Below are 26,060 nucleotides of genomic sequence, written 5' to 3' on the forward strand. Positions count from 1 at the left end.
CAAAGAAACGGAAAATTTCTGCTGTCTTTAAATGATGCGCTAGAGATCCAAAAAAACCTTCAGTCAAGTTACTATACAAAGTTTACCATATCTTATACATGTTGCCCTTCAAATAATGCGTTTTCTTCTAAGGAATTGATTATCATCAATTGCGATCTTTAGAAGAAGGAAAAAACTTATTAAAGGACATTTGAAAACTCTTTAAGGGCCCGTTGAAAAAAATGAATTGGTAGAAAATCTAGTGTCAAAATATACAAAATCCACTGACAAACTACAGTAGAGTAAAAGGAAGTCTTAAAACAGAGAATTAAAGAGAAAATCTATATATTTCAATGCACTAAAAACAAAAAATGGTGCCGCATGCCGGATTCGAACCAGCGACCCCATCATTACGAATGATGTGCTCTACCAACTGAGCTAATGCGGCATAAGCTTATAGATTAAGCAGACAAAAGTCATTTTGATGGTAATAGCCAAAAGAATTTATAAAAGCAAGTATGCATTTTGTTTGATAATTTATAAGATTCTGCCGTTATTAAGGTAGAAAGAGTGATTTGCTGAACGTTAGTTACAAAGCGATATTTTTTGATCTTAATGTTATAAAATTGTCGATAATATGCTTCCTCATTTTAGGTTGCGTTCAATGTTAGAGGTATTATAAAAGCCCATTTAAGAAAGAAGTGGTGTTAAGATATCCTTGTACAGATAAAGACATTTGCCTTTTTATTGGAAAAAGGAAAATTTTTTCGAGACGCTATTTGGTGAATAAGAAACTGCTATCAGTTTTTATAATATGACAATAAGCTCTGTATATAGTTTTATAGAAAAGCTATTCTTATAAGAATAAGGGTAAAATGAATAATTTGATACAATTAAATATTTTTTTATTTAAGATGGAATAACAGAAACTATGTCAGATGAAAATCGGCGGACAGAACTAGAAATAAAGTTGATGGATCAAGAAAAAATTCTTGACGAAATATTTTGCGTAATAATTGAGCAATGGAAAAGTTTAGATGAAATATCTAAAAAATAATATTTTAATAAGGTGACTTTCAGATTTAGAAAAACAAAGTTTTTCTAAAAATTTTATTGTATCATCTTTTCATGAATAGGGATACCTGAAACTTTCAAGTTTTTCCAGTAAAGCTTGCTGTTTTTCAGGATATGATGCATAAAAAAGCTCCAATTGTGTGAAAGTTCTTTTATCAATATTACGATTGTCTACTGTTCAGATTTTTTCGTTTAATGTATTTTGGCAGCCGTGTAAGGAATGGTTTTTGCAAGCGCCATATTATTATCATTTCCATAAAAAGTATGCTGTTATTTTTAGTGCATTTTTTCTATAAAAGCGCAGTACTGAAAAACAGAGGGAAGTTTTTAGCAGATAAACCAGAAATTATAGACAATTGTAGCCTTTAAAAAGACTTGGTTTTTCCATACGGATTTTCATACAGATGGACTTGCAGGTAAAGTTTGAGTTGTTAAGTATCTTCATTAACAAAAATAAGCGCATTGTTGTCGTAATAGCTTATAGTAATCAGTAAGGTGTTAATAATAGATTTTTTTCATTTATACTCATTAATGAAGTGGCTTTTTAGCTATCTCGATGAGGTGAAGTTCTCTAAGATGTGTCAGTTATGTATAGCAAAAATGGATTTTAGAGGAACGTCTTTAATATCAAATATATTTCTCTTTATGTGTACGAGATTTTGTGAAAAGGCTTTGGTTTTTTGTAATTCAAGAGGCAAAATCCTATTGATACAGCTCCTAAAATAGACCATCCTGGTAAACAAATGAGAGTAATACAAATTGAGGACAAAAAAGGTGGCATGATATTACGTATAGATTGGTTAAGTCCATAGATATCTGTTTGCAGGAAGTTCACAAGCATTGTATTGAGAGGTGTTGTTGTCCAATGGGATGTACTTACAGAGTGGGCGCTATCAATAGCCAATACTATGATTGTTAGTGCAATGAAAATGAAAGCCATTAGTTTAAGTAAAGGGCGAAGCATATTTCTCCTATAATTTTAACAGAATAATCCCATAATGCACAGAAAGACAAGGAGTTGCATTGTGATAAGAAAAATAAATTTATATTCTCTTTTATAATTTCTTTTAAAAGAAATATTTTAAAACTATCATTAGCTTTTCCTATAAAGATTAAAATCAATATCAAGGAGGGGTGAAGAAGAGTGCTTAATGATGCGAATAATGAATTGAAGCGTAACCTTCAAAATCGCCATATTCAAATGATTGCTTTGGGTGGCGTTATTGGGACAGGACTTTTTTATGGATCAAAAGAAGCAATTCAATTAGCTGGTCCTTCAGCCATTTTAGCTTATCTTATCGGGGGACTTATTATATATTTCATTATGCGAATGCTTGGAGAAATGTCAGTAGAAGAACCGTCTTCAGGAGCTTTTAGTTTCTTTGCCTATAAATATTGGGGGAGATTGGCTGGTTTTATAACAGGTTGGAATTATTGGTTTCTTTATATTCTTGTGAGCATGACTGAACTTACAGTGATAGGGTTTTACCTTGATCATTGGATTTTGATTGATCATTGGAAGTCATCCTTCATTGTTCTTTTGTTGATTACATTAGTGAACTTATTTAATGTTCGTTTTTATGGAGAATTTGAATTTGCTTGCGCTTTAATCAAAGTTGCTGCTGTTATTAGTATGATTATTTTTGGGATTTTTCTCATTGTCACTGGAGTAGGAGGAAATCAAGCGAGTATTCATTATCTCTGGTGTCATGGCGGTTTTTTCTCTTATGGAGCAATAGGGGTTGTTTTGGCGACTTCTGTAGTAATGTTTTCTTTTGGAGGAACAGAGCTTATTGGTATTGCTGCTGGAGAGACATCTAATCCACAAAAAACAATCCCAGTAGCTATTCGTCAAGTTATGTGGAGGATTATAATTTTTTATATTGGTTCTATCAGCGTTATTATGATAATTAGTCCATGGAATATGATTGAAAAAAACAGTAGTCCTTTTGTTACAATTTTTGAAACTTTAGGAATCCCTGCGGCTGGTCATATTTTGAATTTTGTGGTCATTATGGCTGCTATTTCTGTTTACAATAGTGGCATTTATTCTAATGGTCGTATGCTTTATAGTTTAGCTATACAAAAAAATGCACCATATATTTTCAGTAAACTGAGTACTGCTCGTGTTCCTTATATTGCTATTCTTTTTTCATCATTCTGTACAGCGATAATCGTTGTCATTAATGCTCTTGTTCCTGATAATAGTTTTATGCGGATCATGGCTCTTGCAACTGCAGCAGCGGTTATTACTTGGGCTATCATTATTATTGTTCATTTGAAATTTCGAAAGGCACATAAGAACAAAAAAGAAGACTTTATGTATGCATTTGGTTTATATCCTTACGCTAACTATCTTTGCCTCTGCTTTCTTGCTTTATTATTTTGCATTATGTTTGTAAGTGGCTTTGGAAAAAATGGATTAATGACTAGGCTTTTTGATATGATAGGAATAAAGATGTCTTTTCTTGAAACATATATACCTATGCAGATGCCTGATATGAGTTTGGCCGTTGTTATTATTCCTCTATGGTGTTTGTTTTTATTTTTAGGCTATAAACTTAAGCGATAGCGGTAGAAAAGGTGATATAAAGGGATTGATTGGAATAAATCTTGGGGATTATAAAGTTTGATAAGGTGACACAAGTCTTTGGTGATTTGTATGTGTTGAGGAATATTACCGTACAGCTTACCGAAAGACGAATCGCTGTTATTGGTGCGAATGGTTCTGGAAAAAGTACATTTGTTCGTCTCATCAATGGGCTACAATTACCCTCTCATGGTTTTGTGAGTGTTGATGGGCTTGATACCAAGAACGATGCAAAGGCAATAAAGCATAAAGTAGGATTTGTTTTCCAAAATCCTGATAATCAAATTGTTTTACCATTAGTGGAAGAGGATTTATCTTTTGGTCTCAAAAATCTAAAACTGAGTAAAGAGGAAGTTAAGGAGCGTGTAGATGAAATTTTACAGCGCTATGATCTTCAAAATTTTAGAAATCACGCAGTGCATTTATTAAGTGGTGGACAAAAACAACTCGTTGCGATTTCCGGTGTAGTCGCAATGAAACCAGACTATATTATTTTTGATGAGCCAACAACATTACTTGATTTGCGAAACAAGCGTCTCATTACGCAAGTTATAGAAGAATTATCACAAACGGCAATTGTTGTATCACATGATTTGGAGTTTATCAGAAACTTTGATAGAGTATTAGTTTTTGATAAGGGGGAGATAGTTGTTGATGATATACCTTTGGTTGCTATCAAGGAATATATAAGAAGAATGTCATGATCGGTTTATATATTCCGCGAGATACCTTTATCCATAACTTAAAACCAGGTATTAAGTTATTATTTCTTACGGTGTGTGGAACTACTATATTAATGGTTTCATCTATACCTATTTTGGTACTACTTTTATTGTTCGTAATCTTATTCTACAAAATTGCCAAGATTCCTTTTGGCACTGTTATAAAGCAGTTTAAATCGATGGGGTTGTTTTTAGCCCTTATATTTGTATTTCAAGCTATTTTTGTTAATTGGCTTATAGGTATTGAGGTTATATTACACCTTATTATTCTTTTTTCTTTATCATCACTTGTTTCATTCACAACAAGAGTTTCAGACATGGTAGCTTCGATTGAAGTAGGGCTTCAGCCCTTTCGTCGCTTTGGTATAAATCCATCACAATTGAGTATGGTTATCTCTATGTCTATCAGATTTATTCCTCTTTTGAGTGAAAAGTTCAATGAAGTACGTGAAGCACAACGAGCACGCGGATTTAATACAAATATTGCAACTCTTGCAATACCTTTAATTATACGAACTATAAGAATGGCTTCAGAAGTTGCTGAGGCATTGGAGGCACGTTCTTATAATGCTGATACTGTTGATACAATAGCTAGCGATAACATAAATCTCTCATAAAAAGGATTATCAAATGAATACAAAAGATTTAACCTATATTGCTTTATTTGCCGCTATTTACGCCGTTTTGAGTTTTTTTCCTCCTATTTCCCTCCCTTTTCTTCTTGGGGTTCCTATTACAGCGCAATCTATGGGGCCGATGTTAGCAGGATCTATACTTGGTGCAAAAAGAGGAGCCTTAGCATCGCTGCTTTTCCTTGTTCTTGTTGCTATTGGACTTCCTTTATTGCCTGGTGGTCGTGGTGGGATCGGAGTCTTTTCAGGAGCTTCTGGTGGTTATCTAATAGGTTTTCCATTTGCTGCATTTTTTATTGGCTTTATGGTTGAATTATTTTGGCAGCGGTTAAATTTTATAACATTAATTGTGATAAATGCTCTAGGTGGTATAGGGGTGGTCTATGCTTTTGGAATACCATGGACGGCATATATAACTAAAATCTCTTTATTGAAGGTTTTAGTGGCTTCTTCAGGTTTTCTGATCGGTGGTTGTTTAAAAGTGCTCATTGCCTCCTTTGTTGCACTTACCGTTAAAAAATCTGTTCCTCTTATTTCATCAAAGGAAGAATAATTCTTTTACTTTGAATGAAATTTTGTATTGCGGTAACATGTGAAGATAAAAAAAGATAACAGGATAAAGTTCTTTATCCTGTTTCTTTGTGCTGTGGTGGAGAGAAGATATGAAGGATAAAAGAAGCTTATTGTATTTTATTGAAGTGATTACCTCAAAAAGAAGTGTTGTACAATTCATATCTATTATTAATTCAGAGATATGAAAAGCATAAAAATGGCAATTGATAAGCAGTTTAGTTTATTTTTAGCTGAATTAGGAATAATAGTATTATTAAAAATTCAGGTGACATTTTAAAGATACAACATGAAGAATGTTATTCTTTTGTGAGAAAATTTTACAAGCTTTTTGTTAAAATTAGAAAGTAAAAATTAGTACTCTGGTCGTATTTTTGTTTCAAAAATAGGAGTGAGTAATTTAATCTATAATTTCATAGAATTTAATAGTGTTTAAATATAGAATTCTATTATTTTTGCAATTATATCATTTCCAGTGTATATTAAAAAAATGTTGTTAATATTAAACTCATCATAGATTATTAAAGAAGATTATTTATGTAAAGGAAAGCTATGAATATAAAGTTTTTCTTTGTGGTATGCACTATTTTTTCATGTCTTTCCTCTTTTGTAAAAGAAACTGATCGTATAGTTCTTCAAGAAGAAATACCTGTTATTATTACTTATAATTTTTCTAAGAAAGACTTGTTTTTTGGTGAACAGGTTAATCCTTTATTAAATAAATTTATCCTACCTACTCATCCGGGTAATCATACTGTATTTTGGAAAAATGTAGCATTTTTTTTCAGAAAGTAAGATGCGTGTACCCTAATTTAGGGCTATATTTATACTCACTCTTCTCTATTTTTCATATTTCGGTAGAAGGAAATAGATTATAGAATGTTCTTTAGCTTGGTTTTTACAGCAAAAGCAATAAATATGCTTGAGTGAGTTCAAGTTTTGTTGGAAGAACAACATTATCAGGCAAGAGATTAGAGATTGCAAACGTATAAGTAAAGAAATCAAGGGTGTTTACAATGTAAATATCTAGTGTCTTTTTTCCAAGGTGATAGAATTGTTTTTTTTAACCAATCATAGACATATTTTATTGCATGTACTTAACATTAGAGAATAGGGGTGCAAACACTTTGCCTTATCGTTAATGTTTATTTGCTTCACTAGCGAATTTTCAAACTGTTCAAATATATCTCTCGTAGAATAAACTTTAAAGAGCATTTTTTTCAATTGTGATGATGATTTAAATTTGCTGATTAACAAAAATTTCCGAGAATTGAAGTTACTTTCTGAGGTTATATTGATTATAGATCTCAAAAAAAATCCCCATGTAGATTTCTGATCTTGGGCATTGAACTTCAATTAACATGTATTTATCAATAGGTCCATCAGGGTTTACTGCGGCTATTTGTATTGTGGGGTGTTGAGTGGATTCGGCCTTTATTACATTGACGTCATGAATGAAGCTATACTTTTGCAAGGCATTATTTTCATTCTCAATTCCTCATCACATAACTCTGGTTTCATAGTAAGAATTTATTTTTCCTGTTTGCTCTGTAATAAGCTTATTTTGTAGTCTTCATAATTTGTTTGTAGGAAATCCTTTTGCTGTTTTACTGAGTACGTTGTAAATATTTGATGCGATAACTTTTCCTAAGTGAGTTTGAAACTACTCTGCTGTTATTTGTTCCATCTCACGCTACCATTTTTCATTCTTGTTGTTTTACGCATATGGGATATTTTGAATATGAATATATTCGGCATTTTGTATAGGAACTTCTATTTATTCTTGCTGTGGTAAAAGAGAGTTGTGCTCATTCTCTTTGCATATTTTTCTTTTTTCCAAATCTTCTAAAACCATTTATATTTGTTTATGAGATATTTCTGTTAGACCTTTTACTTTTACAAAAGAAAATATCTTTTCTTCTGCTGTTTATGTTTTGTCCATTAATTTTTTGATTTGTTCAAGAATGTCATAAGAAACTATTTTATCTTGTGTGTAGCAGTTTTCTTCATTGATCTGTGTAGTTTGACCTTCTTTATAAATGTCTGAAAGCCTGAAAGCATAGAGAGTGCACATTATAGTTGTTTTATGACACAATATGTGCGCTGGATATTTTTGCCAAGTGTCTTTTTTGTGGGTAGTATTTGTTTAAATATTCAGTGATCTCTATAGGGTCTTTAATATTTTTCAGACAGATATATAGCACATTTGATAGCAATGAGATTACCATTATTATCGAGTTGATCTTGAAAGTCTACATCATCAAATTTAGGGTTTGATTTAATGATCCAGCCGTTGATAGAAATCACAGAGATAATACCATCGCCTCTTTTAGGACGTGCGTAAATTTTAAAGTGATGATTATCAAGTTTGATCTGTTTATATTTCTGATTTTGTAAACCCTTTTTTTGTCACCTTCTTGTTTTGTAAAAATGAGATGCACATTCTCTCTCAGGTTATGTTTTGCAATATAATCATTGAAATCAAGTGGAAAAATCTTGTGATGTTTATAACCACCTATTATGCAGTGCATGGGCATTGACCATTTGAACGTAACCCGTTTTGCCTTTCACTTCATTCCCTTTATTACTGTTCATAGGTTTAGTCTTATCGATTATAATGGGAGAAGGGAGGCTTTTAAAAACGCTTTGAATAAACTTGAATAGTTTGGAATGACATCATAAAAGCACAGACGGTTTTGCTCTTTTTAAGTGCCACAAATTTTATCATCATACTGTTTTTTATTCTATATCATCTAAAAAAATAAATGCTGTGCTACTTTTTGTATATGATGTGCTGTAGTATGTGATATTTTTAGTTTCCTCACGGTACATTACTAAGAAAATTGCATAAGAGTTTATAGAAATTGGTTTGCCCAAAATTGTCCTTTCTATTGGTACCAGTTAATTCTTAGGATATGAAATTTTATGAAAGTGGAGGTTAATTATGGATAAAGCAATGTTAGAAGAATTTTACAATTATGGAGATAAAAAAGTGAGGGCACCTATTATTTTTTGTCTGAAGAATAGGAATTCTCAAGAATCATTAAAACAGCTTTCTGAATTTTAGGCTTTGCTTTATAATAGAGGTCGAATAAACTGTTCAGATTCTTTCATTAAAAAAGGGGGGGATTTCACCAAAAAATTAAATAATCTCTATTAATTCACCTGCTCTTATTGATCTTTTTGTATATGAAGCATTTAACATACTAGTTAAAGTATATAGCAACACTCCTAAATGGTTGGGGAGCATTTTCTTACTATCATGCCCATTTTTAGTTAATTGCTCATTAAGCCATGCCTTTTAAATGAAAAATCAATCAAAAATATGAAATTTCCTCATTATAAGAAAAAAACCTGCGTATAATAAAAATATTTAGGTGGTTTTGTTAATTTTTCAGGTATTTTATAGAAATATAAAGGTACTGTTTATCGCGTCACGTATTCTAAAGAAAAAGATAACTCTAACGGATTATCCCCGTCGACTTATCAAACACAATTATTAAACTATGCACGTGCAAATGGGATAGATTTGTGCTCTTGCGATTTCTTTTATCCTCCTAAATGTTTGCAGTTGTTAATGCAAGAGGGACAAACCCGGAATGTCGAAATTTGTAAAAATTCTAGTATTGGTAGCGCGTATGAAACTTTATCTCCTTAAGGATATGATCTTGGCTGTAGAAAAAATATGAATTCGTCAGCGATGGTGAATGTCTATTTAATAGGCGCAGGCTGTATCGTATCAGTACACTAGAAAACTTTGATGATATTATGGCCGATGATTTAGGCGGCTTTATAGAAAAATAAGACAACTTAAATCATAAAGATGATTTTGGGGGTAATAGCTTTGCTACGGTTTCTGGAAATGCCAAGTCTTTAAATATGCCACCATATAACAACGCGCAGATTTTTGGCAATGCTTGTAGTTTACGGGCATGTCAAGATGCGAAGTATCGCTAAAATTTATGGCAATGCTGTTGCGCTTACCTATAAATAATTTCGCTATGACAACAAAGTTTACATGAATAAAGAAGCCCATAAGAATGGTGATGGCAAAACGCGTATAGAGTTTATACCGTCGTTAGCCTTGATTAGAAATGGAGGTAGAGGAGGACATGATGCCTCTGGTAACTGGAGTAGTCGTGGCAGCTGGGGGGCAGTGGTGGTTATTGGTGGTACCAGTGTTTATGGAGGCGGCGGTGGCGGCGGTTTTGGCGGAAGCGGTAATGATGGTAAGAATGGCAGAGCAGTTAATGGCACTGGTGGACGCGGTGGAAACAGTATTTTGGCGGTGGCGGTGGAAGAGGTGGCCACGATAGTGGAGTGGGTGAAGGCGAGGGGGGAAATAGTATGTGGGTTGGCAAAGGTAGTTATGGTGGTCACGGCGGTGGCGGTAGATATTTCCCTGGTAAAGATGCAACAGCCTCATCAAGCGGCGATGGCGGTGACGGAGCAGTACTTATAAAGGTATATTTATAGGATGGAATAAAGCAATGGCACGGAAAATAAGTGAAGACTGTTTATACTGTTTAAAAAAGTGGGAAGGTTTACGATTACAGGCTTATCAAGATGTCTCTGGAGTTTGGACTATTGGCTATGGACATACGGGGAAAGCTGGTAAACCAACAGTTATTGAAAGCATGATGATTACAGAAAAAAAGCTGAAACCATGCTTGTAGCAGATTTGCGGCAATATGAACAAGCTGTAGAAAAAACGGTTTATATTGACTTAAGTGATGAGCAATTTGGTGCTCTTGTTTCCTTTTATTATAATATAGGGATCTTAGCTTTTCAAAATTCTACATTACTTAAAAAACTCAACCAAGGCGATTATAAAGCGGTACCTGCCGAATTACAAAAATGGACCAAAGTAGGTGGAAAACGTTTACAAGATCTCGTACACCGTCGTGCAGTAGAGGCATGGTTGTGGGCGAAAGGCGCGTTTGTTTCCTCCAACTATCAAACGGTAGAAAAAAAGCATGCAACAGGGCTTTTCAAAGCATAAGCCCTTGCACCAGTCATTGGATCTTTCTCAGGTTTTAGTGGTTTTTTAGCTGGCAATGGTCCCATCCAATGCGCTTTCGCTGCTATTATGGTTTTAGCAGCGGGTGCTGGTATTTTCTTTGTTGCTAAGCGCTTTCAGGAGTACTGTTTATGATCTTATGGATGAAAAAAAATCTGATGCTAACAGGTGCGGTTTTAGCCGCTTTTTTTATAGTTTTAGCCAAAGCTTTCACTCTTGGAAAAAAGGCTGAACAGCAAAAGCAAACAGAAAATATTTTAAAGACAATAACAGCACGGTTTGAGGTGGAAAATGAAGTTAACAAAAAAACTGATGTTGATGTGCGTGTTGCTCTCTCTGACTGGTTGCGGGATCCATAAATATGCTTCTTCTTGTGTTGGTTGGTTGCCCATTTATTTAAATCAGCAAGATCTGAACGTGATCAGTTCAAACTTAGCAAGAGAGATCTTAAAACATAATAAGCAGGGAGAACGCTTGTGTGGGTGGAAACATGGTAAGAAAAAAAGCTGAAAAACACACAGAGCTCACAGAAGCAGAAAAAGTAATGCTTCAAGAAATGATCATTACCTACCAAAGTGTGAAAGTAATGTCTAGCTTTATGAAGTGGAGTGCATTTTTTCTTTTTTTGCTTATCCTCGATTTTGCCCGCCTCATAGATGCGATAGATGATGTCATTGCACATTTAAAGCAGTTGTTTTCAAAAAATTAGCTCCCCAAAATCTTTTACAAAAGCTCTCAAAAAAACACCTCAAAAGAAGTTCTGATTCGTAATAATTGAGAAAATCTCAAAAATATTTGCTAGAATCACAAGAGATATTTCTTCTTTTAACAGGACTTTCTAGATGCTTACATCATTTGGCAAAACTTTACGCAAGCTTCGCATTGATCACTCAGAACGCCTCTTAGATATGGCTGATAAACCAGGCGTATCTGTAGCCTTTTTATCTTCTGTAGAAATTGGCAAGAAATCCGTTCCAGTAGGAATGGAAGAAAAGATCATAGAGTTTTATAGCTTAGATAAAGCTATGGCCTCTCTCTTAAAAAAAGAAGCTGATGCCTGTGTCGAAAGAACTTCACAATCAAATCTTCTGATTCATTTAGTCGTGAAATTGTTGGCATGTTTTTTAGAAATTTGAAATGTTTGTCACAACAGGATTTAGCAGCATTCAAAAAATTATTAGAAAAAGTTGGCAAAAAAGAAGGTACTCTATAGAGCTGTATTCGAAAATCCTATTCCATCACTTTTATTTATGCATTCCGCATGTTTTAAAAAGATATATAAAAACAAATGCTCAATAAAAGAAGTGGTGCCCAGACGCGGCAGACAGGGCTTTAGCAACAAGAATCAAGTTGTATCAAGTGTGCAAGAGCATATTGATGTCTATAATTTTTTATGTTCCAATAAAAAAATTAAGAATTAAAGAAAAAATCTCAAATCAAAAAATTAAGGTGGTCCAAAAGGTGGACCCAAAAAGGTGGACGAGCAATGTGTGAAAAGGTGGACGAGAAGGGAAATTAAGTGAGGGGGATTCATCGATTATCAGCATTACTTGTCAAGTCTGCTTCTCAGGGTAAATATTGTGATGGGGCAGGGCTGTGGTTGAATGTTCGAAAAGACAATACGCGCTCTTGGTTCTTTCGTTATACATACCATAACAAACGCCGTGAAATGGGGCTCGGTCCAGTCGCACAACTTTCTCTAAAAGAAGCGCGCGAACTTGCCAAGCATTATAGTGCTATTCTCAGAGAAGGCAATGACCCTATTGTCTTTCGAGAACAAACCGTCTTAAAACAGCAAAGCAACATATTCAGTGAGATTGCAACAGCGGCTTTTGAAAGTAAAAAAGCCGAATTAAAAAATGAAGGCAAAAATGGGCGTTGGTTTTCTCCGCTGGAATTGCATGTTATTCCACACATAGGCAGCCTCTCTATAGAAAAATTAACAGCCAATATCATTCGCAATGTTCTTGCTCCTCTTTGGCATGAAAAAGCAGACACAGCACGAAAAGCGTTAAACCGTATTAACATTTGTTTGAAATATGCTGCGGCTCTTGGTTTGGACGTTGATTTACAAGCTTGTATGAAAGCACGCGCCCTTTTAGGAAAACCCCGTGCTACATCAACAAATATTCCTGCTATGCCATGGCAAGAGGTTCCGGCATTTTATCAAAGCTTGGATGATAAGATTCTTTCAAATTTAGCACTGAAGCTCTTGATTTTGACTGGAGTACGGTCGTATCCATTGCGCTATTTGCGCCTCGAACAAATTGATAAAGATATATGGACGATACCCAAAGAAAATATGAAGGGTATTGTAGGGAAAGTTTCAGATTTTCGCGTGCCATTAAGTCATGAAGCTTTGAAAATGATTGAGAAATCCCTCCCCTTTGAAAAGAATGGTTTTTTATTTGCTGGGAGTTCTGGAAAGCCTATATCTGATGTAACACTTTCTAAATTCATGAAAGACAAAGGTTTTGATTATAGACCCCATGGTTTCAGATCTAGTCTTCGTGACTGGATAGCAGAAACAACGTCAACACCCTTTGAGATTGCTGAAACTGTTCTTGCGCATTCAGTTGGGAGTTCAGTGACAAAAGCTTATATGCGGACAGATTTTTTAGAACAACGACATACCCTTATGGAACAGTGGGCTGCATTTATAACAGGAGCGACTTGACAGGCTTATAACAATGTGTCTATTGTCGAATCAGGTGCCTAAGAAACATCTTGAATCGATAGCGGATAGATTACCGAAACAATCTTTTCTCCGCGCCTTAAAGACTTTGACTCGTTGTATGCGTGTAGCATATAAAGGTTTTGTCGGGTGTAGCTATGCCATACAATACCCTTATGGGGAAAGCATAGCGACGGACTATCGACCGTGTTTCTTAGCGCCCGGCATTCCTCTGGAATGTCAATAAGAAACCTCTAATCGATAGGAGTTCGTTATGAACACTCTTATAAAAATTACGGAACAAACAATTGATCAGGAAGCTGTTCAGACAGTAAATGCACGTGAGTTGCATACATTTTTGGAAGTTAAATCTAATTTTAGAGATTGGATAAAAAATCGCATTGAGGACTACGGATTCTTAGAAAATAAGGACTTTATAAGTTTCGCTAAAATTTTAGCGAAACCTAATGCCCCTCAAGAAAATCAAGACTTTATGAGTTTTACTCAAAAAAGAGTAAAACCTAAAAGCGGTCGTCCAAGTATCGAATATCATCTTACTCTAGACATGGCAAAAGAGCTTTCAATGGTTGAACGCAATGAGAAAGGCAGGCAAGCTCGTCGTTACTTTATTGAGTGTGAGAAAAAGTTAAAAAGTCAATCTGTTGAGTATGATGTTGATAGACGCTTTGATTTGCCAAGCCATTGGGAGGGTATGAATGCTGGTGAAAAAGCTTTATATCTTTTAGGTCCTATCCATGTTCGTCTTATTGATGCTTTTAGAGTGGATGAAGAGAATAGAAAATATAAAGCTCTTATTAAAGAAGCTAAGCAGGTTTTAGCAACATCTGTTACGAAAGCTGCTTAGTTTTAAAAGCGATTTCATCTCCCCGTTTCAAAAGCGGGGAGGGGATTATTGGATAAATCGCTTGACATAATCTTTAGATGTAGTACATTGTAGTACAAACAGATAGGAGGTTTAAGCGAATGGGTAAAATTCAAGCACGCATACCTGATGAAGTTCAGGAAGTTGCAAGCGCAGTAATCAAATCCACGGGCTTAACTGTATCAGATGCGGTACGTATGTTTATGACCCGCATTGCTAGAGATAGAGCATTACCGCTTGATCTATTTCAACCCAATCTGGAAACATTACAGGCTATCGAGGATGCTGAAATGGGACGTGTCGAACGTACGTCATTAGATGGTTTGCGAGCCATGATTCGTGATGATAAAGCCGAAGTATGTAAGTCTGCAAAGTGACTTTGGTTAGCTATGCGGGAAATTGTTTATACTAAATCTTTTCGGTGTGATCTGAAACGTGAAAGTAAAGGGCGATATGCTGATACATTAGAGACAGAAGAGACAGATTTGCTACTTGTGATCAAAGCATTAGCGGAAAACGAGCTCCTAAAAGTGCAGTGGAGAGATCACGCACTAACAGGGCAATGGCGAAACTGTCGTGATTGCCATATTAAACCAGATTTAGTTTTGATCTATCGAAAGCCTGATGATGAGACTTTAGAACTTTTGCGGCTTGGTTCACATTCTGAACTGCGTTTATGATAATTTTTCAATTTTTTGAAAACCACTGTTTCATATGTGCAACGACATTATCTCTCGTATCTGTGAGACGTGCGAAATTGATAATTCATTTGCTAAACAGTTTCGCACATCTGAGAATGTATTTAGAGTCGGATATTTGGTTTTTGTGTAAAAATATTTCCTACAGCATCTATAAGACGTGAAAAATCAAGCGCTAATAAGAGTATAATGAGTACAATCCATTTTGTATAACGTGACATCACTTTTATACTTTTGTAGGTCATGATAATTTCTTGAAGGATTTCTTTTTCTCCTTCTGTAAGCTCTATATCGTCTTGTGTTTTTTTCCTAGCCATGTTTCCACCCACACACACGTTCGCCCTGCTTGTTATGCTTTAAGATCTCTCTTGCTAAATTGGAACTGATGACGTCAACATCTTGCCTCTCTAAATAAATTGGTAACCAACCAACACAAGAGACATACTTATTTGTTCCGCAACCAACGAGAGAGAGCAGCACGCACATCAGTATCACTTTTCTGATTAACTTCATTTTCCACCTCCAGCCGTGTTGTTGCTGCCTTTAGGGTTTTTTCTTTTTGCTTTTGCTGTTCTGCTTTTTTTCCAAGGGTAAAAGCTTTTGCCAAAGCCATAAAAAAAGCGGCTAGAGCCGCGCCTGTTAATAGTAGATTTCTTTTCATCCATAAGATCATAAACGGTGTTCCTGAAAACGTTTAGCAACAAAGAAAATGCCAGCACAGGCGGCTAAAACCATGATAGTGGCGAGCGCCCATTGCACTGGACCATTGCCGGCTAATAAGCCACCAAGCCCAGAAAAAGAACCAATGACTGGTGCAAGGGCTTCGGCTTTGAAAAGCCCTGTTGGTGCTTGCGTTTCTACGGTTTGGTAATTCGAGGAAACAAAAGCACCTTTCGCCCATAATCCTGCTTCAGCTGCACGCCGGTGTACAAGACCTTGTAAGCGCTTACCACCGGCTTTGGTCCATTTCTGTAATTCGGTTGGGATCGCTTCATAATCGCCACTATTGAGTTTCCTTAACAAGGTCGAATTGCAAAAAGCTGTTGTTCCTACATTATAGCAAAAGGAGACCAATGCCGCGAATTGTTCATCCGTTAAGGAAACTTGAACCGCTTGTTCAACGGTATTTTCAAATTGTCTTAAATCTTGGCAAAGAAGTTCTTCAGCTTGTTTTTCAGTGATTGCCATGCCTTTGTAAACAAAAGGTTTTCCGGCATTGTTTGTATGTCCATAACCGATTGTCCATACCCCAATGGCATCTTTATAGGCATTCAAACGCAAACCTTCCCATTGTTTAATCAGTGCTAGTCCTTCTTGTGATATTGTTCTCATATGCTTCTCCATAAAAAAAGCCCTGCAAAAAGCAGAGCTGGATTTAAAAATTGACCTCTTTCCCATTCGGAAGGTTGGCTTGTTAAAACCTATGTAGCTTTTTCATTGGAACAAAAGAATGTATTTGACATTATAGAAATTGTATCTTATAAGTTACAGATGTTTACAATATACAAAACAGAGCATTTTATAAAATGGTTAGATTCTTTAAAAGATGAGATTGCGCAAGCACATATTGTTAAACGCATAGCAAGAATAGAAACGGGATTTCTTGGAAATGTAAAATTTTTCCGTGGAATTGGAGAATTAAAAATACATCATGGTCCTGGCTATAGAATCTATTTTGTAAAACAAGGTAAACAAATCATTTTGTTATTAAATGCTGGTGATAAATCTACACAACAAAAGGATATCGAAAAAGCTCTTCAATTAGTAAAGGAAATGAAACATGGAAATTACTAAATTTGACACAAGTGAATATTTCAAGACACCTGAGACACAAAGGATTCTTTTAGAAGATGCTCTTGAAAGCAAAGATAGTAAGTATCTTGCTCATGCTCTTGGTATAATAGCAAAAAACCAAGGAATGAGTAAAATCGCTCAAAATACTGGACTATCAAGAGAGTCTCTTTATCGTTCTTTAAGCGATAAAGGTGATCCACGGCTTTCTACTTTTCTTAGTGTGTTAAGTGCATTAGATTTACAAATGAGTTTAACACCTATTCAAAAGAATTGTAAGGAGCAAAAAGCTTTAGAAGAAGCCTCTTAATCCCCTCCCCATTTTTGAGAACGAGGAGGGAGTATATATTTACTTAAGCAACCTTTTTAATAGGGTTATCCAAATCTGGTTCATAAGCGCGCAACAAAGAATCCATGCTATGTGGTAACTCTGAATCGCCAAAATCTGTTAGAACTGCTAAAATCTTAACAATATTCGGTACATCATCTTGGAGTTTTAAAACTAAAACCTTTTCTACCAGACTCATGATGTCAACCAGAGCTGTACACTCTTTTTCGTTGATATTTTCATCATTAGAAAACTGAAACAATGCCATCCACAAATCGCATAAGAAGTTGGTGTCTATCTTCATTGCACACCTCCATGGATTTGTTCTCTCAAACAAGCTAATCCTTTTGGTGTAATTTTTGTTGAAGGGAGCACCTTTTCTGTACCATCCGGTCTTTGAATGGTGATAGCAGGACAGTCCATAAAACCTTTCTTTATCTTATCTTGATAAGGTAACAGTGGGCCACTCGGAGCACGTCGATAGACCCAATCGTGTTTACGTAAGTAATCGGTTAAATCTTTTGGACGTACTTCAAGCATCTTCGCTGCTTCGATAAGACCGAACAGCCCATCCGAACGTTTTAAGCCTTCCAAAGCTTCTGCTTTTGGCGCTAATTCAGCAATAACATGATCTTTCTGCTCGATTTGACTTTGCAAATGATTCAAGACACCAAGTAATGCTTCAGGTTTGGAGTAGTCAACTTGTGGTGTTGCTACTTGTTTCAAAAGCCGTTCACATTTGATAAAATATTGACGAGCTTCATGTCCTTTATCATTCCTCTCTATCATAGAAAGGTGTTTAGCCATGTCTAATGTAATGTGGTATTCTTTTACCTTTCCACCGTTTACTAAATTTTTAGTAAGCGTTATAAAGTTTATATTTTCCTGAAACTTACATTCTTTAATGCGATTTTTAATCCAGTCATTAAAGCGGGCTTTTATCTCTAAAAATGCATGCAAATCACGCGCATTGACCGTTTGAACAGTCTCTTGATCAATGACTTGTTCTGATATTTCTATAAGAGTGTTCATCATGAACTCCTATTGGTTAGATGTTTGTTAATGACGCTCTAAATAGAGTGCCGGGTGCTAACAAACACGGCCAATAGTCCGTCGTCACACTTTCCCCGTTAGGGTATTGTATAGTGTAACCACACCCGACAACATTATTATATGCACGTAGCATACAATGAGTCAAAGTCTTTAATGTGCGGAGAAAAGATTGTATCGGCAATCTATCCGCTATTGGTTTAAGGTGTTCGTTAGGCACCTGATTCGATTATTCATATTGTTGCCACATTGTCAAGTTGCAATGTAATATTTTTATAAAAATAATCCGTTAAATCCTTTGGTCGTACTTCAAGCATCTTCGCTGCTTCAATAAGACCGAACAGCCCATCCGAACGTTTTAAACCTTCCAAAGCCTCTGCTTTTGGAGTCAATTCGGCAATGGTGTTATCCTTTTGCTCGATTTGGCTTTGCAAATGATTCAAGACACCAAGTAATGCTTCAGGTTTGGAGTAGTCAACTTGTGGTGTTGCTACTTGTTTCAAAAGCCGTTCACATTTGATAAAATATTGACGTGCTTCATGTCCTTTCTCATTCCTCTCTATCATAGAAAGGTGTTTAGCCATGTCTAATGTAATGTGGTATTCTTTCACTTTTCCACCCCGGTAAAAATTTACCGCAGTTACAAAGTTTATATTTTCCTGAAATTTACATTCTTTAATGCGGTTTTTAATCCAATTTCTAAATTCAGACTTTATTTCCAAAAATGCATGCAAATCACGCGCATTGACCGTTTGAACAGTTTCTTGATCAATAACCTGTTCTGATATTTCTATAAGAGTGTTCATGTGAACTCCTATGCAGTTAGACGTTTCTTAATGACACTCAAAAAGAGTGCCGGGTGCTAAGAAACACGGTGCATAGTCCGTCGTCACGCTTTTCCCATAAGGGTATTGTATAGCGTAACTACACCCGACAAAACCACTATATGCCACACGCATATAATGAGTCAAAGCCTTTAATGTGCGGAAAATAAACTGTTTCGGCAATCCATCCGCTATGCATTTAAGGTGTTTCTTAGGCACCTGATTCGACAATAGACATAATATTGACATGTTGTCAAATAAAAAATTAAAATATTGACGAGCTTCATGTCCTTTCTCATTCCTCTCTATCATAGAAAGGTGTTTAGCCATGTCTAAGGTAATGTGGTATTCTATGCTTGGACGCCCACCTTTTTCTAAATTTTTAGAAAAACCTATAAAGTCTATATTTTCTCGAAAATTACATTCTTTAATGCGATTTTTAATCCAGTCTGCAAACTTTGATGTAATTCCCAAAAATACATGCAAATCACGTGCGTTAACAGTTTGAACAGTTTCCTGTCCAACAGTTTGTTCCGATATCGGAATAAGAGTGTTCATGAGAACTCCTTATCGTTAAATGTTTTTGATTGACACTCGATAAAAGAGTGCCGGGTGCTCAAAAACACGGCGATAAGTCCGTCGTTATGCTTTCCCCCAAGGGGTATTGTATAGCATAACCACACCCGACAAGCCATTTATATGCTATACGCATATAATGAGTCAAAGCTTTTAATCTGCGGAAAAAAGACTGTTTCGGCAATCCACCCGCTTATCGTCAAGGTGTTTTTGAGGCACCTGATTCGATTATTCATATTGTCGCTACATTGTCAAGCGGCTTTCGAGATTTTTTACATTTTTGCTAATTTGATTTATCTATCTTCCTCATCCATATGGATTACGCCTTCGCCTTCATCACATGCGTTAGGGGGGGCGTTTGGATCAAGGGTATCATCTTTATCTGGTGTGGTGTTTGCAACGTTTCCAGCCGCATCTTCTTGGGTTTCATCAAAAAGCTCGCAATCTATTTTTGTGGTATAACCACCTGTTTTATCAAGCTTGTGTTTAACGCTTTTTATGCGCCATTCTGCTGGAATATAGGGGCGGAAAGGGGGCTCTTGAACAAGCTTGGCTTCTGCTTGCACAAAGGGATCACCTCCGATATCACATGAGAAAGAAGATTTCCCACGCGATGATTTATTGCGATAAGCCGCAATGGCTGCAACAGCTTCTGATTGATTGTGGTAGGTGTATTTGAGTTCATGAAACGGTGCTTTGCCAACCTTGACTTCCTTTTTTTCACCAGTACGGATATCATGATAGCTTGCAAGTACACCGCCTTTTTTCTCTTCATCTTGCTCTTGATTTTCAGGTGTTTTGGCTTCCGTTTCTGCTTTAGGCAAATTGGGGGCGTCACTTTCGTCCATATGGATAACATCTTCGCCTTCTTCAACTTCTTCTGGTTCTCGTGCATCAGCGGCGGCTTTTTGATCATCTCCTGCCTCTGTTGCTAAGCCATTGGCTGCTCCTGCTTCATCCCGTGCGCTGTATTTAAAATCCCAAGAGCTGCAGAGTTTCTCATGGATAACAACAACGGGGAGTGTTTCACCAGTGATGGCTTTGCCTTCGCCCCGTTTAGCTAAAACAAGTTTGCCATCAACGGGTTTTGCTACCGCATCATAGTCTTCTGCAAGGCGTGTGGCAAAAGCCATATCGCTCTCAGAAGTTTGATCAATGTGACGCACAACAATTTTTGCAAGAGCAGGATCAACTTTTGGTGTATAGCCATTGCGCTCTGCTATCTCTTGAATAATATTGCCAAGGGTTTGTTGGTGATAGGATTGGCTTTTGGGTGTTCTATAAGACGTGTTCATAGAGGCGGCGCGTCCTGTCACGCTTAAACTTTGTGGGGGGCTGCTTACAGAGATTTCATCAATCAGATAGGCTCCCATATCGCGGTTTTTACCGCCTTCATAGCCAAGTGTGACAGAAATGATTGTTCCGATGAGAGGGATATCAAGAAAGCCATTGTCGCACTCACGGGCACGGTCATCAAGCTCTATGGTGATGCGGTCACTTTTGTCTTCTGCTTCATCCGTAATTTCAATCGACAAAACATAGTCCATCAGCGTTCTTGTGATGTCCTCTCCATTTGCCATCACTGTGCAAAAAGGTTTCATGATTGACTGCCCCAAATTCTAATGACCGGTGTGGCTTTAGGATAGGGAAGGATTGGCAAAACGATTGTGATGCCTGCTTTTAAGATGGGTCCATAGTCTGCAAGACCAAAGTTTGCTGCATAAACGCGTTCAACAGCAAGGGCTTGTTGACCCTTGGCATAGTATCTCCAGCAAATGGCATCAACCATATCGCCTTCTTTTGTCACGTAAAGATCACTCATAGCTCTTCACCATATTCTCTCAACTTTATTGTAAATTCTTGTTTTTTGGGGGTCCCATTTTGGTGAAAAATGCTTTGTTTTTCCTCTACAGAAAGAATGACAAACTTTCCTAAAATTTTCCCCTGACCCGTCACAAGGATATGAGGACCATTATGTGCCATTTGTCGCAAATACTCGATTTGTCCGTGACCGCCTTTAAAATCTGGATAGATCACACCGGTTAAAGAAAATTCCGCATTTGCAACGGCAGGCAATTGAAGTGCTGCTTTGCGCCCCAATCGCCCTTGCTCCACCCATGGAATGCCATAAGACATGTCAAGGGTTTGATAAGCGGCCGTTTCAATGGAAAAAATAAAACCACCCAAAGCTAACATCATGATGTTTAATCCGAAAGGCTAGAGGCGATAGCCAAGCGTTGCTGTTTGGCATAGCGTTCAAGGGCTTGATTGACAGCGGCGCGGATTTCGTCCTTTAAACCATTGGGGACGGAAATATTTAAATTTGAAATCATCACGCGGGCATCGATTTCTACTGGCTTATGAACCGTAATGGGCTTGGGAGCTTTGAAGGCGCCCACTTTTGTATTTGTAGCCTGCATTTGTCCTGCTTCGACTATGCCTGTATTAAAACCACTCTTGCGTTTTTCAGGGGGGGTATTTGTAACCACGGCTGTATCGAGCATTTTTTTTGCTCGTGTATTGGTTTCTTCGGTAAAGGTTTTAATGGTCTCCGTTGAAGTTTTGTTGATTGAAACATTAAACCCTAACTTTTCTTTCATCCAATTTGGCATCCAACTGGTTAATTTACGCATCATGCCGCTAAGCCAGTCAGACAGAGCGTTCCATTTGCTTTTGATACCTTCCCAAAGTCCGTTAATCAGATTGGTTCCTGCGGCCATTAAATCGACACCGAACAGCCATTCAATGAGTTCATTGATTTTTTTCGAAATCCAAGAGAGTGGTGAAAAGTTTTTAAAGAGCGCAAAGAGGTTATTGAAAGCATTACTACATAAGCTTGCAAAAGAATCCCATAACTTGCTTATAAAGCTTATGACTGTGTCCCAATTTTTGTAGAGCAGATATCCGGCAGCAACAAGAGCTGCAATACCGCCAAGTATCCAGCCAATAGGTGTGGTCATGATAGCAACACCAAGCGATATAAAAGCAGAACCAACGGCAGTTATTGCCGAAATCAGTGTACCTACAAGAGTTAAAGCAAGACTGGCAACTGCGGAAGCAGCTGAGGCTAATGCTGAAAGCAGTGATCTTCCCAGAGTAGCAGAAAATCTAATAAAAGCTTTATCTGCTGCGACTATTTTTGAGAGCAGGGATTTTCCAAGGTTTACAGCCAGACCGGTAATTTTAGAACCAACGGAAGTGAAGGCCGCAAGCACTGGTCCTGAAAGAGCAAAAGCAAGCCTGATAAAAACTGCGCTTACTATGGCTAGTGATGTAAGCAGCCAGCCATTGATTTTGTCCCAATTTTTGTAGAGCAAATATCCGGCAGCAACAAGAGCTGTAATACCACCAATGATCCAGCCAATAGGCGTCGTCATGATTGTGATACCAAGGCTAACAAAAGCAGCTCCCACGGCTGCTAATGCGGCAATGAGTGGACCAAAAATGAAGGAACCAAGAGCTACAAGCCCCACCTTGAAAAGAGTTATTTCACCAATCAGAGGTTCTAGCCATCGAAACCAGCCTTTAATCCTCTCTGTGAGATCACTGATGCCCTTTCTTAAATCAGAGGTAGGATTAAGCAAATCTTGTAAGACTTTTCTTAAGGTTTTCGCCCAGCGCGCAACGGTTGTTTGAATAAGGTCACGGTTTTCATCAATCAACTTTGAAAAACCGTCAACCATATCATTGATCACGGGCATGAAACGTGCACCAATAAAGCTCGCGATACCCCCTATTTTTTTCTTAAAGGCACCAAGCTTGTCACTCAAATCTGCGGCATAGCGTGCAACATCGGCACCTATCAGCCATTTTCCTTTTCTCGCTTTTGCAAACAGCTCTTTGATGGGCGCCATGCCTTGTGAGAGCATGGATGCCATCTCTTTACCATCACCCCCAAACAGCAGAGCAGCAATATGCTGTCTTTGTGCTTGATTTTTCATCTTACTCATCTTGTCGGTAATTTCTTCCAACAAAACGGAGTTTGATTTGAGTTTTCCAGAAGCGTTTTTGACAGAAATGCCAAGCGCGTCAAAGCCCATCATGCCTCTTTTTTGTCCGGCATATGCTTGGGCTGAACGCCTATTTAAAGTTGCCAAGGATTGTTGAAAGAGTTCGGCAGAATATCCTGAATTATCGGCGGCATCACCCCATAATTGAAGTGATGCAACACTCATACCTAAATGGTGTGAGGCATGGTGAAGACTATCGCCCAGATGCATGGTTTTCATGGTGAGGGCAGTTACACTTGCCACAAGACCACCTCCAGCAAGCCCTAAGACACCGGTAAAGACCGAAGCACGACTTGCCGCTGTGCTAAGAGCACCTTGAACACCATGAAGACTTTTTGTCATGTTTTGTACAGCAGCAGAAAAGCGCGGAATACCCAAACTATGGGATAATTTTTTTGACAATGTATCAAATTGCTTTTGTACACGTTTAAGAGGTGCGGTGAGTTCGTCTTCAAGAGACAATTTCACCTTTGCATCAGCAACTTTTTCACTCATTTTGTCTTATACCTTTCTGCTGCTTGTTTTCGCCAGAATATGAGTTCTTGTGGTTCCATTTCCATCATCTCTGAAAGGGACCAATGGAACACAATGGCAATATCGGCTATCAGTTTTGCGGCGGTTTCCCAGTCGAGGTATCCCGCCGTTTGATAAAAGACTCCAAGATCTCTCCAATGCTTGACAAATCATTGATGTCGAGTTCACTGATAGCCTCATGCGGCCATCCAGAAAGGCGTGCGATCATAGCGATTGTTTGCTCTACGCCTTCTTTTTTATCAATGGCTTGCAAATCTTTTGTTTTGGGGCGCTGTAAGGTAATTGTGGTGTGCTCTTTTCCTTCAAAGGTAATAGGGATAAGCAATTGATGGGTAACACTTTGTTGTATAGTCATTTTATAATCCTATGTTTTCTCTGTGGCCTGCGAGTTGATTGACGCCATTGAATTTTCTGATGAGATTGAGGACGTCTATCTCAACAATTTCAACGTCCTTTTGGACATATTTGAAATATTGCAATGTGAATGTTGCTGTAGAAGTTGCTTTGCCTCCCGGTTGCCATTCTGCCATTTCAAAGCCTTTGCAAAGTCCTCTCATGGTCATGACAACACCTTCTGCGGGTGTGCCTTGCGCTTGCATTGAACTGCGCAATGAGATGTTGACATCCGTGCGTCCCAACAGTGCCATTAATTCTGGAGAGCAATCAGAAATGGTCATGCTAAGCGTGAGAGTTTCAAGACCAAGATCAACTTCAATAGAGCTATCCATGCCGCCGCCGCGATAATTTTCAACGACCAAACTCAAATTCGGTAGGGTGACACTTTCACATTTTGCTTGATAGGGAATGCCATCGACAAAAATGTTAAAATATTTCAAAACTCTTGGTAAAACAGGTACTGTCATTAAAAGATCTCCTCTAGGTAATCATTGATGATTTGTGAACGGAACGTGATGTGTTCTGCGGGTGTTGTCGGGGTAAATTCCACATTGAAATAGACTCTGCCGCTTTCAATGGCGCTTGCTGTATTAAGCTCTAGATCAGGTGTACAACGCCCACCAAGAATAGCGCCTTGTGCTTTCAAATCACGCAAATAGGCATTAACGCTTTCACTGACATCATGCATGTACGTTTTTTTGATATTGCGGTCGACAGCCCATAGGTGTCCGCGCAAAATAGCATCATTGATCATATCTGCGGTGCGCACCACGGATAAAAAAGCAAATTTTGTATCGCTTGAGAGCGTGCGATTTCCCCAGAGACGATAGCCATTTTCGCGAATAATGGTTGTGATGTTTTGTTCATTGAGAAGGTTGGCACGGCTTGATCTGTCCCCAATGGAAAAATCAATGGGGCGCGCAGTTCCCACAATGCCATTGATCACTTTATTGGAAGGGGAATGCCAAAAGCCATGGGTAAAATCCGTTTTGGCAATGACACCAGCAACCGCTGCACTTGCTGGTTCTTCTATGATTTTGCCATCACGATTCACCTTTACAAACGGGTCAATGAGAATGGCGCGCTTTGAATCAAAATCCTTTGCTGTGCTAAGAGCTGCTTCATCTGTTGTGTTGGGTGCATCAAGCACCACAATGGCGCGCAAACGCTCGGCAATGCCAATCAATTCTGCTGCTATCCCATAACTTTCAACTGTCACAAGTGGTTCGTCTTGATAATCAAGTCCTTCTATTGATAAATCAGTTGTAGTACGCTTATTCGTAAATCCTGGAGCAATCAGAATGCGTGGTGTTTGTCCTACAATGGATTGTGCTCCAATGAAAGCATGAACACCTTCATAAGCGCCATTTGCGTTCACACCACCTAGAATATTGGTGAGTGTTGTATTTTCGTTGTCACCTTCTTGCACGCGTACGACAACGACAATTGCGCCCACTTGCTTGAAAATGAGATCAAGGGCATTGGGTAATGTACCGCGTCGTTTTCCTGTTCTATCCAGTTTTGCGGCTTGTGAAAGAGAGCCTGCTACCAAAACCGGTGTGTTAAGAGGAAAGGCTTGTTCATCGGCATCGGGTGCTGTGCCAACAATTCCGATAACGCCAGACTGAACTGCACGAAGGGGGCGGGTGCCGTCGTCAACCTCAACGACTTCAACACCGTGTAAAAAACCTGTTGCCATTTTATACTCC

Annotated in this window: 33 protein-coding genes, 1 tRNA gene and 2 pseudogenes; 18 read left to right on the forward strand and 18 right to left on the reverse strand. The window is 37.7% G+C overall.

The features are described from left to right. Positions 1-351: 351 nt before the first annotated feature. Positions 352-427: transfer RNA gene (locus tag AYT27_RS01420), tRNA-Thr, on the reverse strand. 1,269 nt (positions 428-1,696) lie between these two features. Further along, positions 1,697-2,017 (reverse strand): hypothetical protein, encoded by a 321-nt coding sequence (locus AYT27_RS01425; RefSeq protein ID WP_011180223.1) that lies wholly within the window; start codon positions 2,015-2,017, stop codon positions 1,697-1,699. Positions 2,018-2,197: 180 nt separating this feature from the next. Between AYT27_RS01425 and AYT27_RS01430 the strand changes: the two genes are divergently transcribed. The 16 genes and pseudogenes from AYT27_RS01430 (at position 2,198) to AYT27_RS01525 (ending at position 14,824) form a co-directional block, all read left to right on the forward strand. Continuing rightward, positions 2,198-3,625 (forward strand): amino acid permease, encoded by a 1,428-nt coding sequence (locus AYT27_RS01430; protein WP_011180224.1) that lies wholly within the window; start codon positions 2,198-2,200, stop codon positions 3,623-3,625. Positions 3,626-3,666: 41 nt separating this feature from the next. After that, positions 3,667-4,347 (forward strand): energy-coupling factor ABC transporter ATP-binding protein, encoded by a 681-nt coding sequence (locus AYT27_RS01435; RefSeq protein ID WP_011180225.1) that lies wholly within the window; start codon positions 3,667-3,669, stop codon positions 4,345-4,347. Then, positions 4,344-4,982, forward strand: coding sequence for an energy-coupling factor transporter transmembrane component T family protein (locus tag AYT27_RS01440; protein ID WP_011180226.1), 639 nt, complete (start codon positions 4,344-4,346; stop codon positions 4,980-4,982). The genes AYT27_RS01435 and AYT27_RS01440 overlap by 4 nt, the downstream gene beginning before the upstream one ends. 13 nt (positions 4,983-4,995) lie before the next feature. Beyond that, entirely contained in the window at positions 4,996-5,550 is a 555-nt protein-coding gene (locus AYT27_RS01445) for a biotin transporter BioY (RefSeq protein WP_011180227.1), read from the forward strand. Positions 5,551-6,119: 569 nt separating this feature from the next. Continuing rightward, on the forward strand, positions 6,120-6,362 hold the full coding sequence (locus tag AYT27_RS01450; RefSeq protein WP_049784541.1) for a hypothetical protein: 243 nt from the start codon (positions 6,120-6,122) through the stop codon (positions 6,360-6,362). A 3,223-nt stretch (positions 6,363-9,585) separates the two neighbouring features. Next, entirely contained in the window at positions 9,586-10,029 is a 444-nt protein-coding gene (locus tag AYT27_RS01470) for a hypothetical protein (protein WP_038525120.1), read from the forward strand. A gap of 28 nt (positions 10,030-10,057) precedes the next feature. Continuing rightward, positions 10,058-10,722: pseudogene (locus tag AYT27_RS01480) on the forward strand (lysozyme). Further along, positions 10,719-10,946, forward strand: coding sequence for a hypothetical protein (locus AYT27_RS01485; RefSeq protein ID WP_034447472.1), 228 nt, complete (start codon positions 10,719-10,721; stop codon positions 10,944-10,946). Before AYT27_RS01480 ends, AYT27_RS01485 begins: the two are co-directional and overlap by 4 nt. Then, a complete protein-coding gene (locus AYT27_RS09665) occupies positions 10,879-11,097 on the forward strand; it encodes a hypothetical protein (RefSeq protein WP_034447470.1) in 219 nt (72 codons plus the stop codon). The genes AYT27_RS01485 and AYT27_RS09665 overlap by 68 nt, the downstream gene beginning before the upstream one ends. Beyond that, entirely contained in the window at positions 11,078-11,296 is a 219-nt protein-coding gene (locus tag AYT27_RS01495; protein ID WP_034447468.1) for a hypothetical protein, read from the forward strand. The genes AYT27_RS09665 and AYT27_RS01495 overlap by 20 nt, the downstream gene beginning before the upstream one ends. A 133-nt stretch (positions 11,297-11,429) precedes the next feature. Beyond that, positions 11,430-11,800: pseudogene (locus AYT27_RS01500) on the forward strand (XRE family transcriptional regulator). A gap of 306 nt (positions 11,801-12,106) precedes the next feature. After that, on the forward strand, positions 12,107-13,264 hold the full coding sequence (locus tag AYT27_RS01505; protein WP_011180232.1) for a tyrosine-type recombinase/integrase: 1,158 nt from the start codon (positions 12,107-12,109) through the stop codon (positions 13,262-13,264). A gap of 13 nt (positions 13,265-13,277) precedes the next feature. Further along, positions 13,278-13,508, forward strand: coding sequence for a hypothetical protein (locus tag AYT27_RS01510; protein ID WP_011180233.1), 231 nt, complete (start codon positions 13,278-13,280; stop codon positions 13,506-13,508). Between the two features lie 27 nt (positions 13,509-13,535). Continuing rightward, positions 13,536-14,126 carry an antA/AntB antirepressor family protein gene (locus tag AYT27_RS01515; RefSeq protein WP_011180234.1) on the forward strand — a complete coding sequence of 197 codons (591 nt, stop codon included), beginning with the start codon at positions 13,536-13,538 and terminating at the stop codon, positions 14,124-14,126. Between the two features lie 119 nt (positions 14,127-14,245). After that, positions 14,246-14,521 (forward strand): type II toxin-antitoxin system RelB/DinJ family antitoxin, encoded by a 276-nt coding sequence (locus AYT27_RS01520; protein ID WP_011180235.1) that lies wholly within the window; start codon positions 14,246-14,248, stop codon positions 14,519-14,521. 12 nt (positions 14,522-14,533) lie between these two features. Beyond that, on the forward strand, positions 14,534-14,824 hold the full coding sequence (locus AYT27_RS01525) for a type II toxin-antitoxin system YafQ family toxin (protein WP_011180236.1): 291 nt from the start codon (positions 14,534-14,536) through the stop codon (positions 14,822-14,824). Positions 14,825-14,946: 122 nt separating this feature from the next. Here the strand turns inward: AYT27_RS01525 and AYT27_RS01530 are convergent, their stop codons facing one another. Genes AYT27_RS01530 through AYT27_RS01545 form a run of 4 tightly spaced genes read right to left on the reverse strand, consistent with a single transcriptional unit; the run spans position 14,947 to position 16,174 of the window. Then, positions 14,947-15,159: a hypothetical protein gene (locus tag AYT27_RS01530; protein WP_034447463.1), complete on the reverse strand. Its 213-nt coding sequence runs from the start codon at positions 15,157-15,159 to the stop codon at positions 14,947-14,949. After that, positions 15,152-15,355, reverse strand: a complete 204-nt coding sequence (locus tag AYT27_RS09115; RefSeq protein ID WP_034447462.1) for a hypothetical protein — start codon at positions 15,353-15,355, stop codon at positions 15,152-15,154. The genes AYT27_RS01530 and AYT27_RS09115 overlap by 8 nt, the downstream gene beginning before the upstream one ends. Next, a complete protein-coding gene (locus AYT27_RS01540) occupies positions 15,288-15,515 on the reverse strand; it encodes a hypothetical protein (protein ID WP_011180238.1) in 228 nt (75 codons plus the stop codon). Before AYT27_RS01540 ends, AYT27_RS09115 begins: the two co-directional genes overlap by 68 nt. Next, on the reverse strand, positions 15,512-16,174 hold the full coding sequence (locus AYT27_RS01545) for a lysozyme (protein ID WP_011180239.1): 663 nt from the start codon (positions 16,172-16,174) through the stop codon (positions 15,512-15,514). The genes AYT27_RS01540 and AYT27_RS01545 overlap by 4 nt, the downstream gene beginning before the upstream one ends. A 159-nt stretch (positions 16,175-16,333) precedes the next feature. Between AYT27_RS01545 and AYT27_RS01550 the strand changes: the two genes are divergently transcribed. Together AYT27_RS01550 and AYT27_RS01555 are read left to right on the forward strand one after the other, a co-directional pair. After that, a complete protein-coding gene (locus AYT27_RS01550; protein WP_011180240.1) occupies positions 16,334-16,636 on the forward strand; it encodes a type II toxin-antitoxin system RelE/ParE family toxin in 303 nt (100 codons plus the stop codon). Then, positions 16,623-16,943: an addiction module antidote protein gene (locus AYT27_RS01555; RefSeq protein ID WP_011180241.1), complete on the forward strand. Its 321-nt coding sequence runs from the start codon at positions 16,623-16,625 to the stop codon at positions 16,941-16,943. The genes AYT27_RS01550 and AYT27_RS01555 overlap by 14 nt, the downstream gene beginning before the upstream one ends. Before the next feature lie 43 nt (positions 16,944-16,986). Here the strand turns inward: AYT27_RS01555 and AYT27_RS01560 are convergent, their stop codons facing one another. The 12 genes from AYT27_RS01560 to AYT27_RS01625 form a co-directional block, all read right to left on the reverse strand. Then, the gene (locus AYT27_RS01560; protein WP_011180242.1) at positions 16,987-17,265 is read right to left on the reverse strand and encodes a hypothetical protein; all 279 of its coding nucleotides are present in this window, start codon (positions 17,263-17,265) and stop codon (positions 16,987-16,989) included. After that, positions 17,262-17,993 (reverse strand): phage antirepressor Ant, encoded by a 732-nt coding sequence (locus AYT27_RS01565; RefSeq protein WP_011180243.1) that lies wholly within the window; start codon positions 17,991-17,993, stop codon positions 17,262-17,264. Before AYT27_RS01565 ends, AYT27_RS01560 begins: the two co-directional genes overlap by 4 nt. A gap of 251 nt (positions 17,994-18,244) precedes the next feature. Further along, positions 18,245-18,817, reverse strand: coding sequence for an antA/AntB antirepressor family protein (locus AYT27_RS01575; RefSeq protein WP_011180244.1), 573 nt, complete (start codon positions 18,815-18,817; stop codon positions 18,245-18,247). A gap of 27 nt (positions 18,818-18,844) precedes the next feature. After that, entirely contained in the window at positions 18,845-19,393 is a 549-nt protein-coding gene (locus tag AYT27_RS01580; protein ID WP_011180245.1) for a phage antirepressor Ant, read from the reverse strand. A 311-nt stretch (positions 19,394-19,704) separates the two neighbouring features. Next, entirely contained in the window at positions 19,705-21,012 is a 1,308-nt protein-coding gene (locus AYT27_RS01590; protein WP_011180246.1) for a contractile injection system protein, VgrG/Pvc8 family, read from the reverse strand. Continuing rightward, positions 21,009-21,233, reverse strand: a complete 225-nt coding sequence (locus tag AYT27_RS01595) for a tail protein X (protein ID WP_011180247.1) — start codon at positions 21,231-21,233, stop codon at positions 21,009-21,011. Before AYT27_RS01595 ends, AYT27_RS01590 begins: the two co-directional genes overlap by 4 nt. Continuing rightward, positions 21,230-21,610, reverse strand: a complete 381-nt coding sequence (locus tag AYT27_RS01600; protein WP_011180248.1) for a phage tail protein — start codon at positions 21,608-21,610, stop codon at positions 21,230-21,232. Before AYT27_RS01600 ends, AYT27_RS01595 begins: the two co-directional genes overlap by 4 nt. A 5-nt stretch (positions 21,611-21,615) precedes the next feature. Then, entirely contained in the window at positions 21,616-23,916 is a 2,301-nt protein-coding gene (locus AYT27_RS01605; protein ID WP_011180249.1) for a phage tail tape measure protein, read from the reverse strand. Continuing rightward, positions 23,913-24,029 (reverse strand): GpE family phage tail protein, encoded by a 117-nt coding sequence (locus AYT27_RS09545; protein ID WP_075320635.1) that lies wholly within the window; start codon positions 24,027-24,029, stop codon positions 23,913-23,915. The genes AYT27_RS01605 and AYT27_RS09545 overlap by 4 nt, the downstream gene beginning before the upstream one ends. Continuing rightward, positions 24,026-24,310: a phage tail assembly protein gene (locus AYT27_RS01615; protein WP_011180250.1), complete on the reverse strand. Its 285-nt coding sequence runs from the start codon at positions 24,308-24,310 to the stop codon at positions 24,026-24,028. Before AYT27_RS01615 ends, AYT27_RS09545 begins: the two co-directional genes overlap by 4 nt. 1 nt (position 24,311) lies before the next feature. After that, positions 24,312-24,818: a phage major tail tube protein gene (locus AYT27_RS01620; protein ID WP_011180251.1), complete on the reverse strand. Its 507-nt coding sequence runs from the start codon at positions 24,816-24,818 to the stop codon at positions 24,312-24,314. Further along, the gene (locus AYT27_RS01625; RefSeq protein WP_011180252.1) at positions 24,818-26,050 is read right to left on the reverse strand and encodes a phage tail sheath subtilisin-like domain-containing protein; all 1,233 of its coding nucleotides are present in this window, start codon (positions 26,048-26,050) and stop codon (positions 24,818-24,820) included. Before AYT27_RS01625 ends, AYT27_RS01620 begins: the two co-directional genes overlap by 1 nt. Positions 26,051-26,060 lie beyond the last annotated feature (10 nt).

Origin of the sequence: Bartonella henselae str. Houston-1 (assembly GCF_000046705.1) — a bacterium.
Taxonomy (GTDB): domain Bacteria; phylum Pseudomonadota; class Alphaproteobacteria; order Rhizobiales; family Rhizobiaceae; genus Bartonella; species Bartonella henselae.

What these genes read in the sequence shown, in the direction of transcription:
- AYT27_RS01565 (WP_011180243.1), bottom strand. Translation starts at nt 17,993, where the DNA reads ATGAACACTCTTATAGAAATATCAGAACAAGTCATTGATCAAGAGACT.
- AYT27_RS09115 (WP_034447462.1), bottom strand. Translation starts at nt 15,355, where the DNA reads ATGAAGTTAATCAGAAAAGTGATACTGATGTGCGTGCTGCTCTCTCTC.
- AYT27_RS01620 (WP_011180251.1), bottom strand. Translation starts at nt 24,818, where the DNA reads ATGACAGTACCTGTTTTACCAAGAGTTTTGAAATATTTTAACATTTTT.
- AYT27_RS01495 (WP_034447468.1), top strand. Translation starts at nt 11,078, where the DNA reads ATGGTAAGAAAAAAAGCTGAAAAACACACAGAGCTCACAGAAGCAGAA.
- AYT27_RS01580 (WP_011180245.1), bottom strand. Translation starts at nt 19,393, where the DNA reads ATGAACACTCTTATTCCGATATCGGAACAAACTGTTGGACAGGAAACT.
- AYT27_RS01600 (WP_011180248.1), bottom strand. Translation starts at nt 21,610, where the DNA reads ATGATGTTAGCTTTGGGTGGTTTTATTTTTTCCATTGAAACGGCCGCT.
- AYT27_RS01450 (WP_049784541.1), top strand. Translation starts at nt 6,120, where the DNA reads ATGAATATAAAGTTTTTCTTTGTGGTATGCACTATTTTTTCATGTCTT.
- AYT27_RS01605 (WP_011180249.1), bottom strand. Translation starts at nt 23,916, where the DNA reads ATGAGTGAAAAAGTTGCTGATGCAAAGGTGAAATTGTCTCTTGAAGAC.
- AYT27_RS01540 (WP_011180238.1), bottom strand. Translation starts at nt 15,515, where the DNA reads ATGATCTTATGGATGAAAAGAAATCTACTATTAACAGGCGCGGCTCTA.
- AYT27_RS01545 (WP_011180239.1), bottom strand. Translation starts at nt 16,174, where the DNA reads ATGAGAACAATATCACAAGAAGGACTAGCACTGATTAAACAATGGGAA.
- AYT27_RS01595 (WP_011180247.1), bottom strand. Translation starts at nt 21,233, where the DNA reads ATGAGTGATCTTTACGTGACAAAAGAAGGCGATATGGTTGATGCCATT.
- AYT27_RS01625 (WP_011180252.1), bottom strand. Translation starts at nt 26,050, where the DNA reads ATGGCAACAGGTTTTTTACACGGTGTTGAAGTCGTTGAGGTTGACGAC.
- AYT27_RS01520 (WP_011180235.1), top strand. Translation starts at nt 14,246, where the DNA reads ATGGGTAAAATTCAAGCACGCATACCTGATGAAGTTCAGGAAGTTGCA.
- AYT27_RS01445 (WP_011180227.1), top strand. Translation starts at nt 4,996, where the DNA reads ATGAATACAAAAGATTTAACCTATATTGCTTTATTTGCCGCTATTTAC.
- AYT27_RS01550 (WP_011180240.1), top strand. Translation starts at nt 16,334, where the DNA reads ATGTTTACAATATACAAAACAGAGCATTTTATAAAATGGTTAGATTCT.
- AYT27_RS01525 (WP_011180236.1), top strand. Translation starts at nt 14,534, where the DNA reads ATGCGGGAAATTGTTTATACTAAATCTTTTCGGTGTGATCTGAAACGT.
- AYT27_RS01510 (WP_011180233.1), top strand. Translation starts at nt 13,278, where the DNA reads ATGTGTCTATTGTCGAATCAGGTGCCTAAGAAACATCTTGAATCGATA.
- AYT27_RS01485 (WP_034447472.1), top strand. Translation starts at nt 10,719, where the DNA reads ATGATCTTATGGATGAAAAAAAATCTGATGCTAACAGGTGCGGTTTTA.
- AYT27_RS01555 (WP_011180241.1), top strand. Translation starts at nt 16,623, where the DNA reads ATGGAAATTACTAAATTTGACACAAGTGAATATTTCAAGACACCTGAG.
- AYT27_RS01575 (WP_011180244.1), bottom strand. Translation starts at nt 18,817, where the DNA reads ATGAACACTCTTATAGAAATATCAGAACAGGTTATTGATCAAGAAACT.
- AYT27_RS01590 (WP_011180246.1), bottom strand. Translation starts at nt 21,012, where the DNA reads ATGAAACCTTTTTGCACAGTGATGGCAAATGGAGAGGACATCACAAGA.
- AYT27_RS01515 (WP_011180234.1), top strand. Translation starts at nt 13,536, where the DNA reads ATGAACACTCTTATAAAAATTACGGAACAAACAATTGATCAGGAAGCT.
- AYT27_RS01560 (WP_011180242.1), bottom strand. Translation starts at nt 17,265, where the DNA reads ATGAAGATAGACACCAACTTCTTATGCGATTTGTGGATGGCATTGTTT.
- AYT27_RS01615 (WP_011180250.1), bottom strand. Translation starts at nt 24,310, where the DNA reads ATGACTATACAACAAAGTGTTACCCATCAATTGCTTATCCCTATTACC.
- AYT27_RS01425 (WP_011180223.1), bottom strand. Translation starts at nt 2,017, where the DNA reads ATGCTTCGCCCTTTACTTAAACTAATGGCTTTCATTTTCATTGCACTA.
- AYT27_RS01470 (WP_038525120.1), top strand. Translation starts at nt 9,586, where the DNA reads ATGAATAAAGAAGCCCATAAGAATGGTGATGGCAAAACGCGTATAGAG.
- AYT27_RS01440 (WP_011180226.1), top strand. Translation starts at nt 4,344, where the DNA reads ATGATCGGTTTATATATTCCGCGAGATACCTTTATCCATAACTTAAAA.
- AYT27_RS09665 (WP_034447470.1), top strand. Translation starts at nt 10,879, where the DNA reads ATGAAGTTAACAAAAAAACTGATGTTGATGTGCGTGTTGCTCTCTCTG.
- AYT27_RS01530 (WP_034447463.1), bottom strand. Translation starts at nt 15,159, where the DNA reads ATGGCTAGGAAAAAAACACAAGACGATATAGAGCTTACAGAAGGAGAA.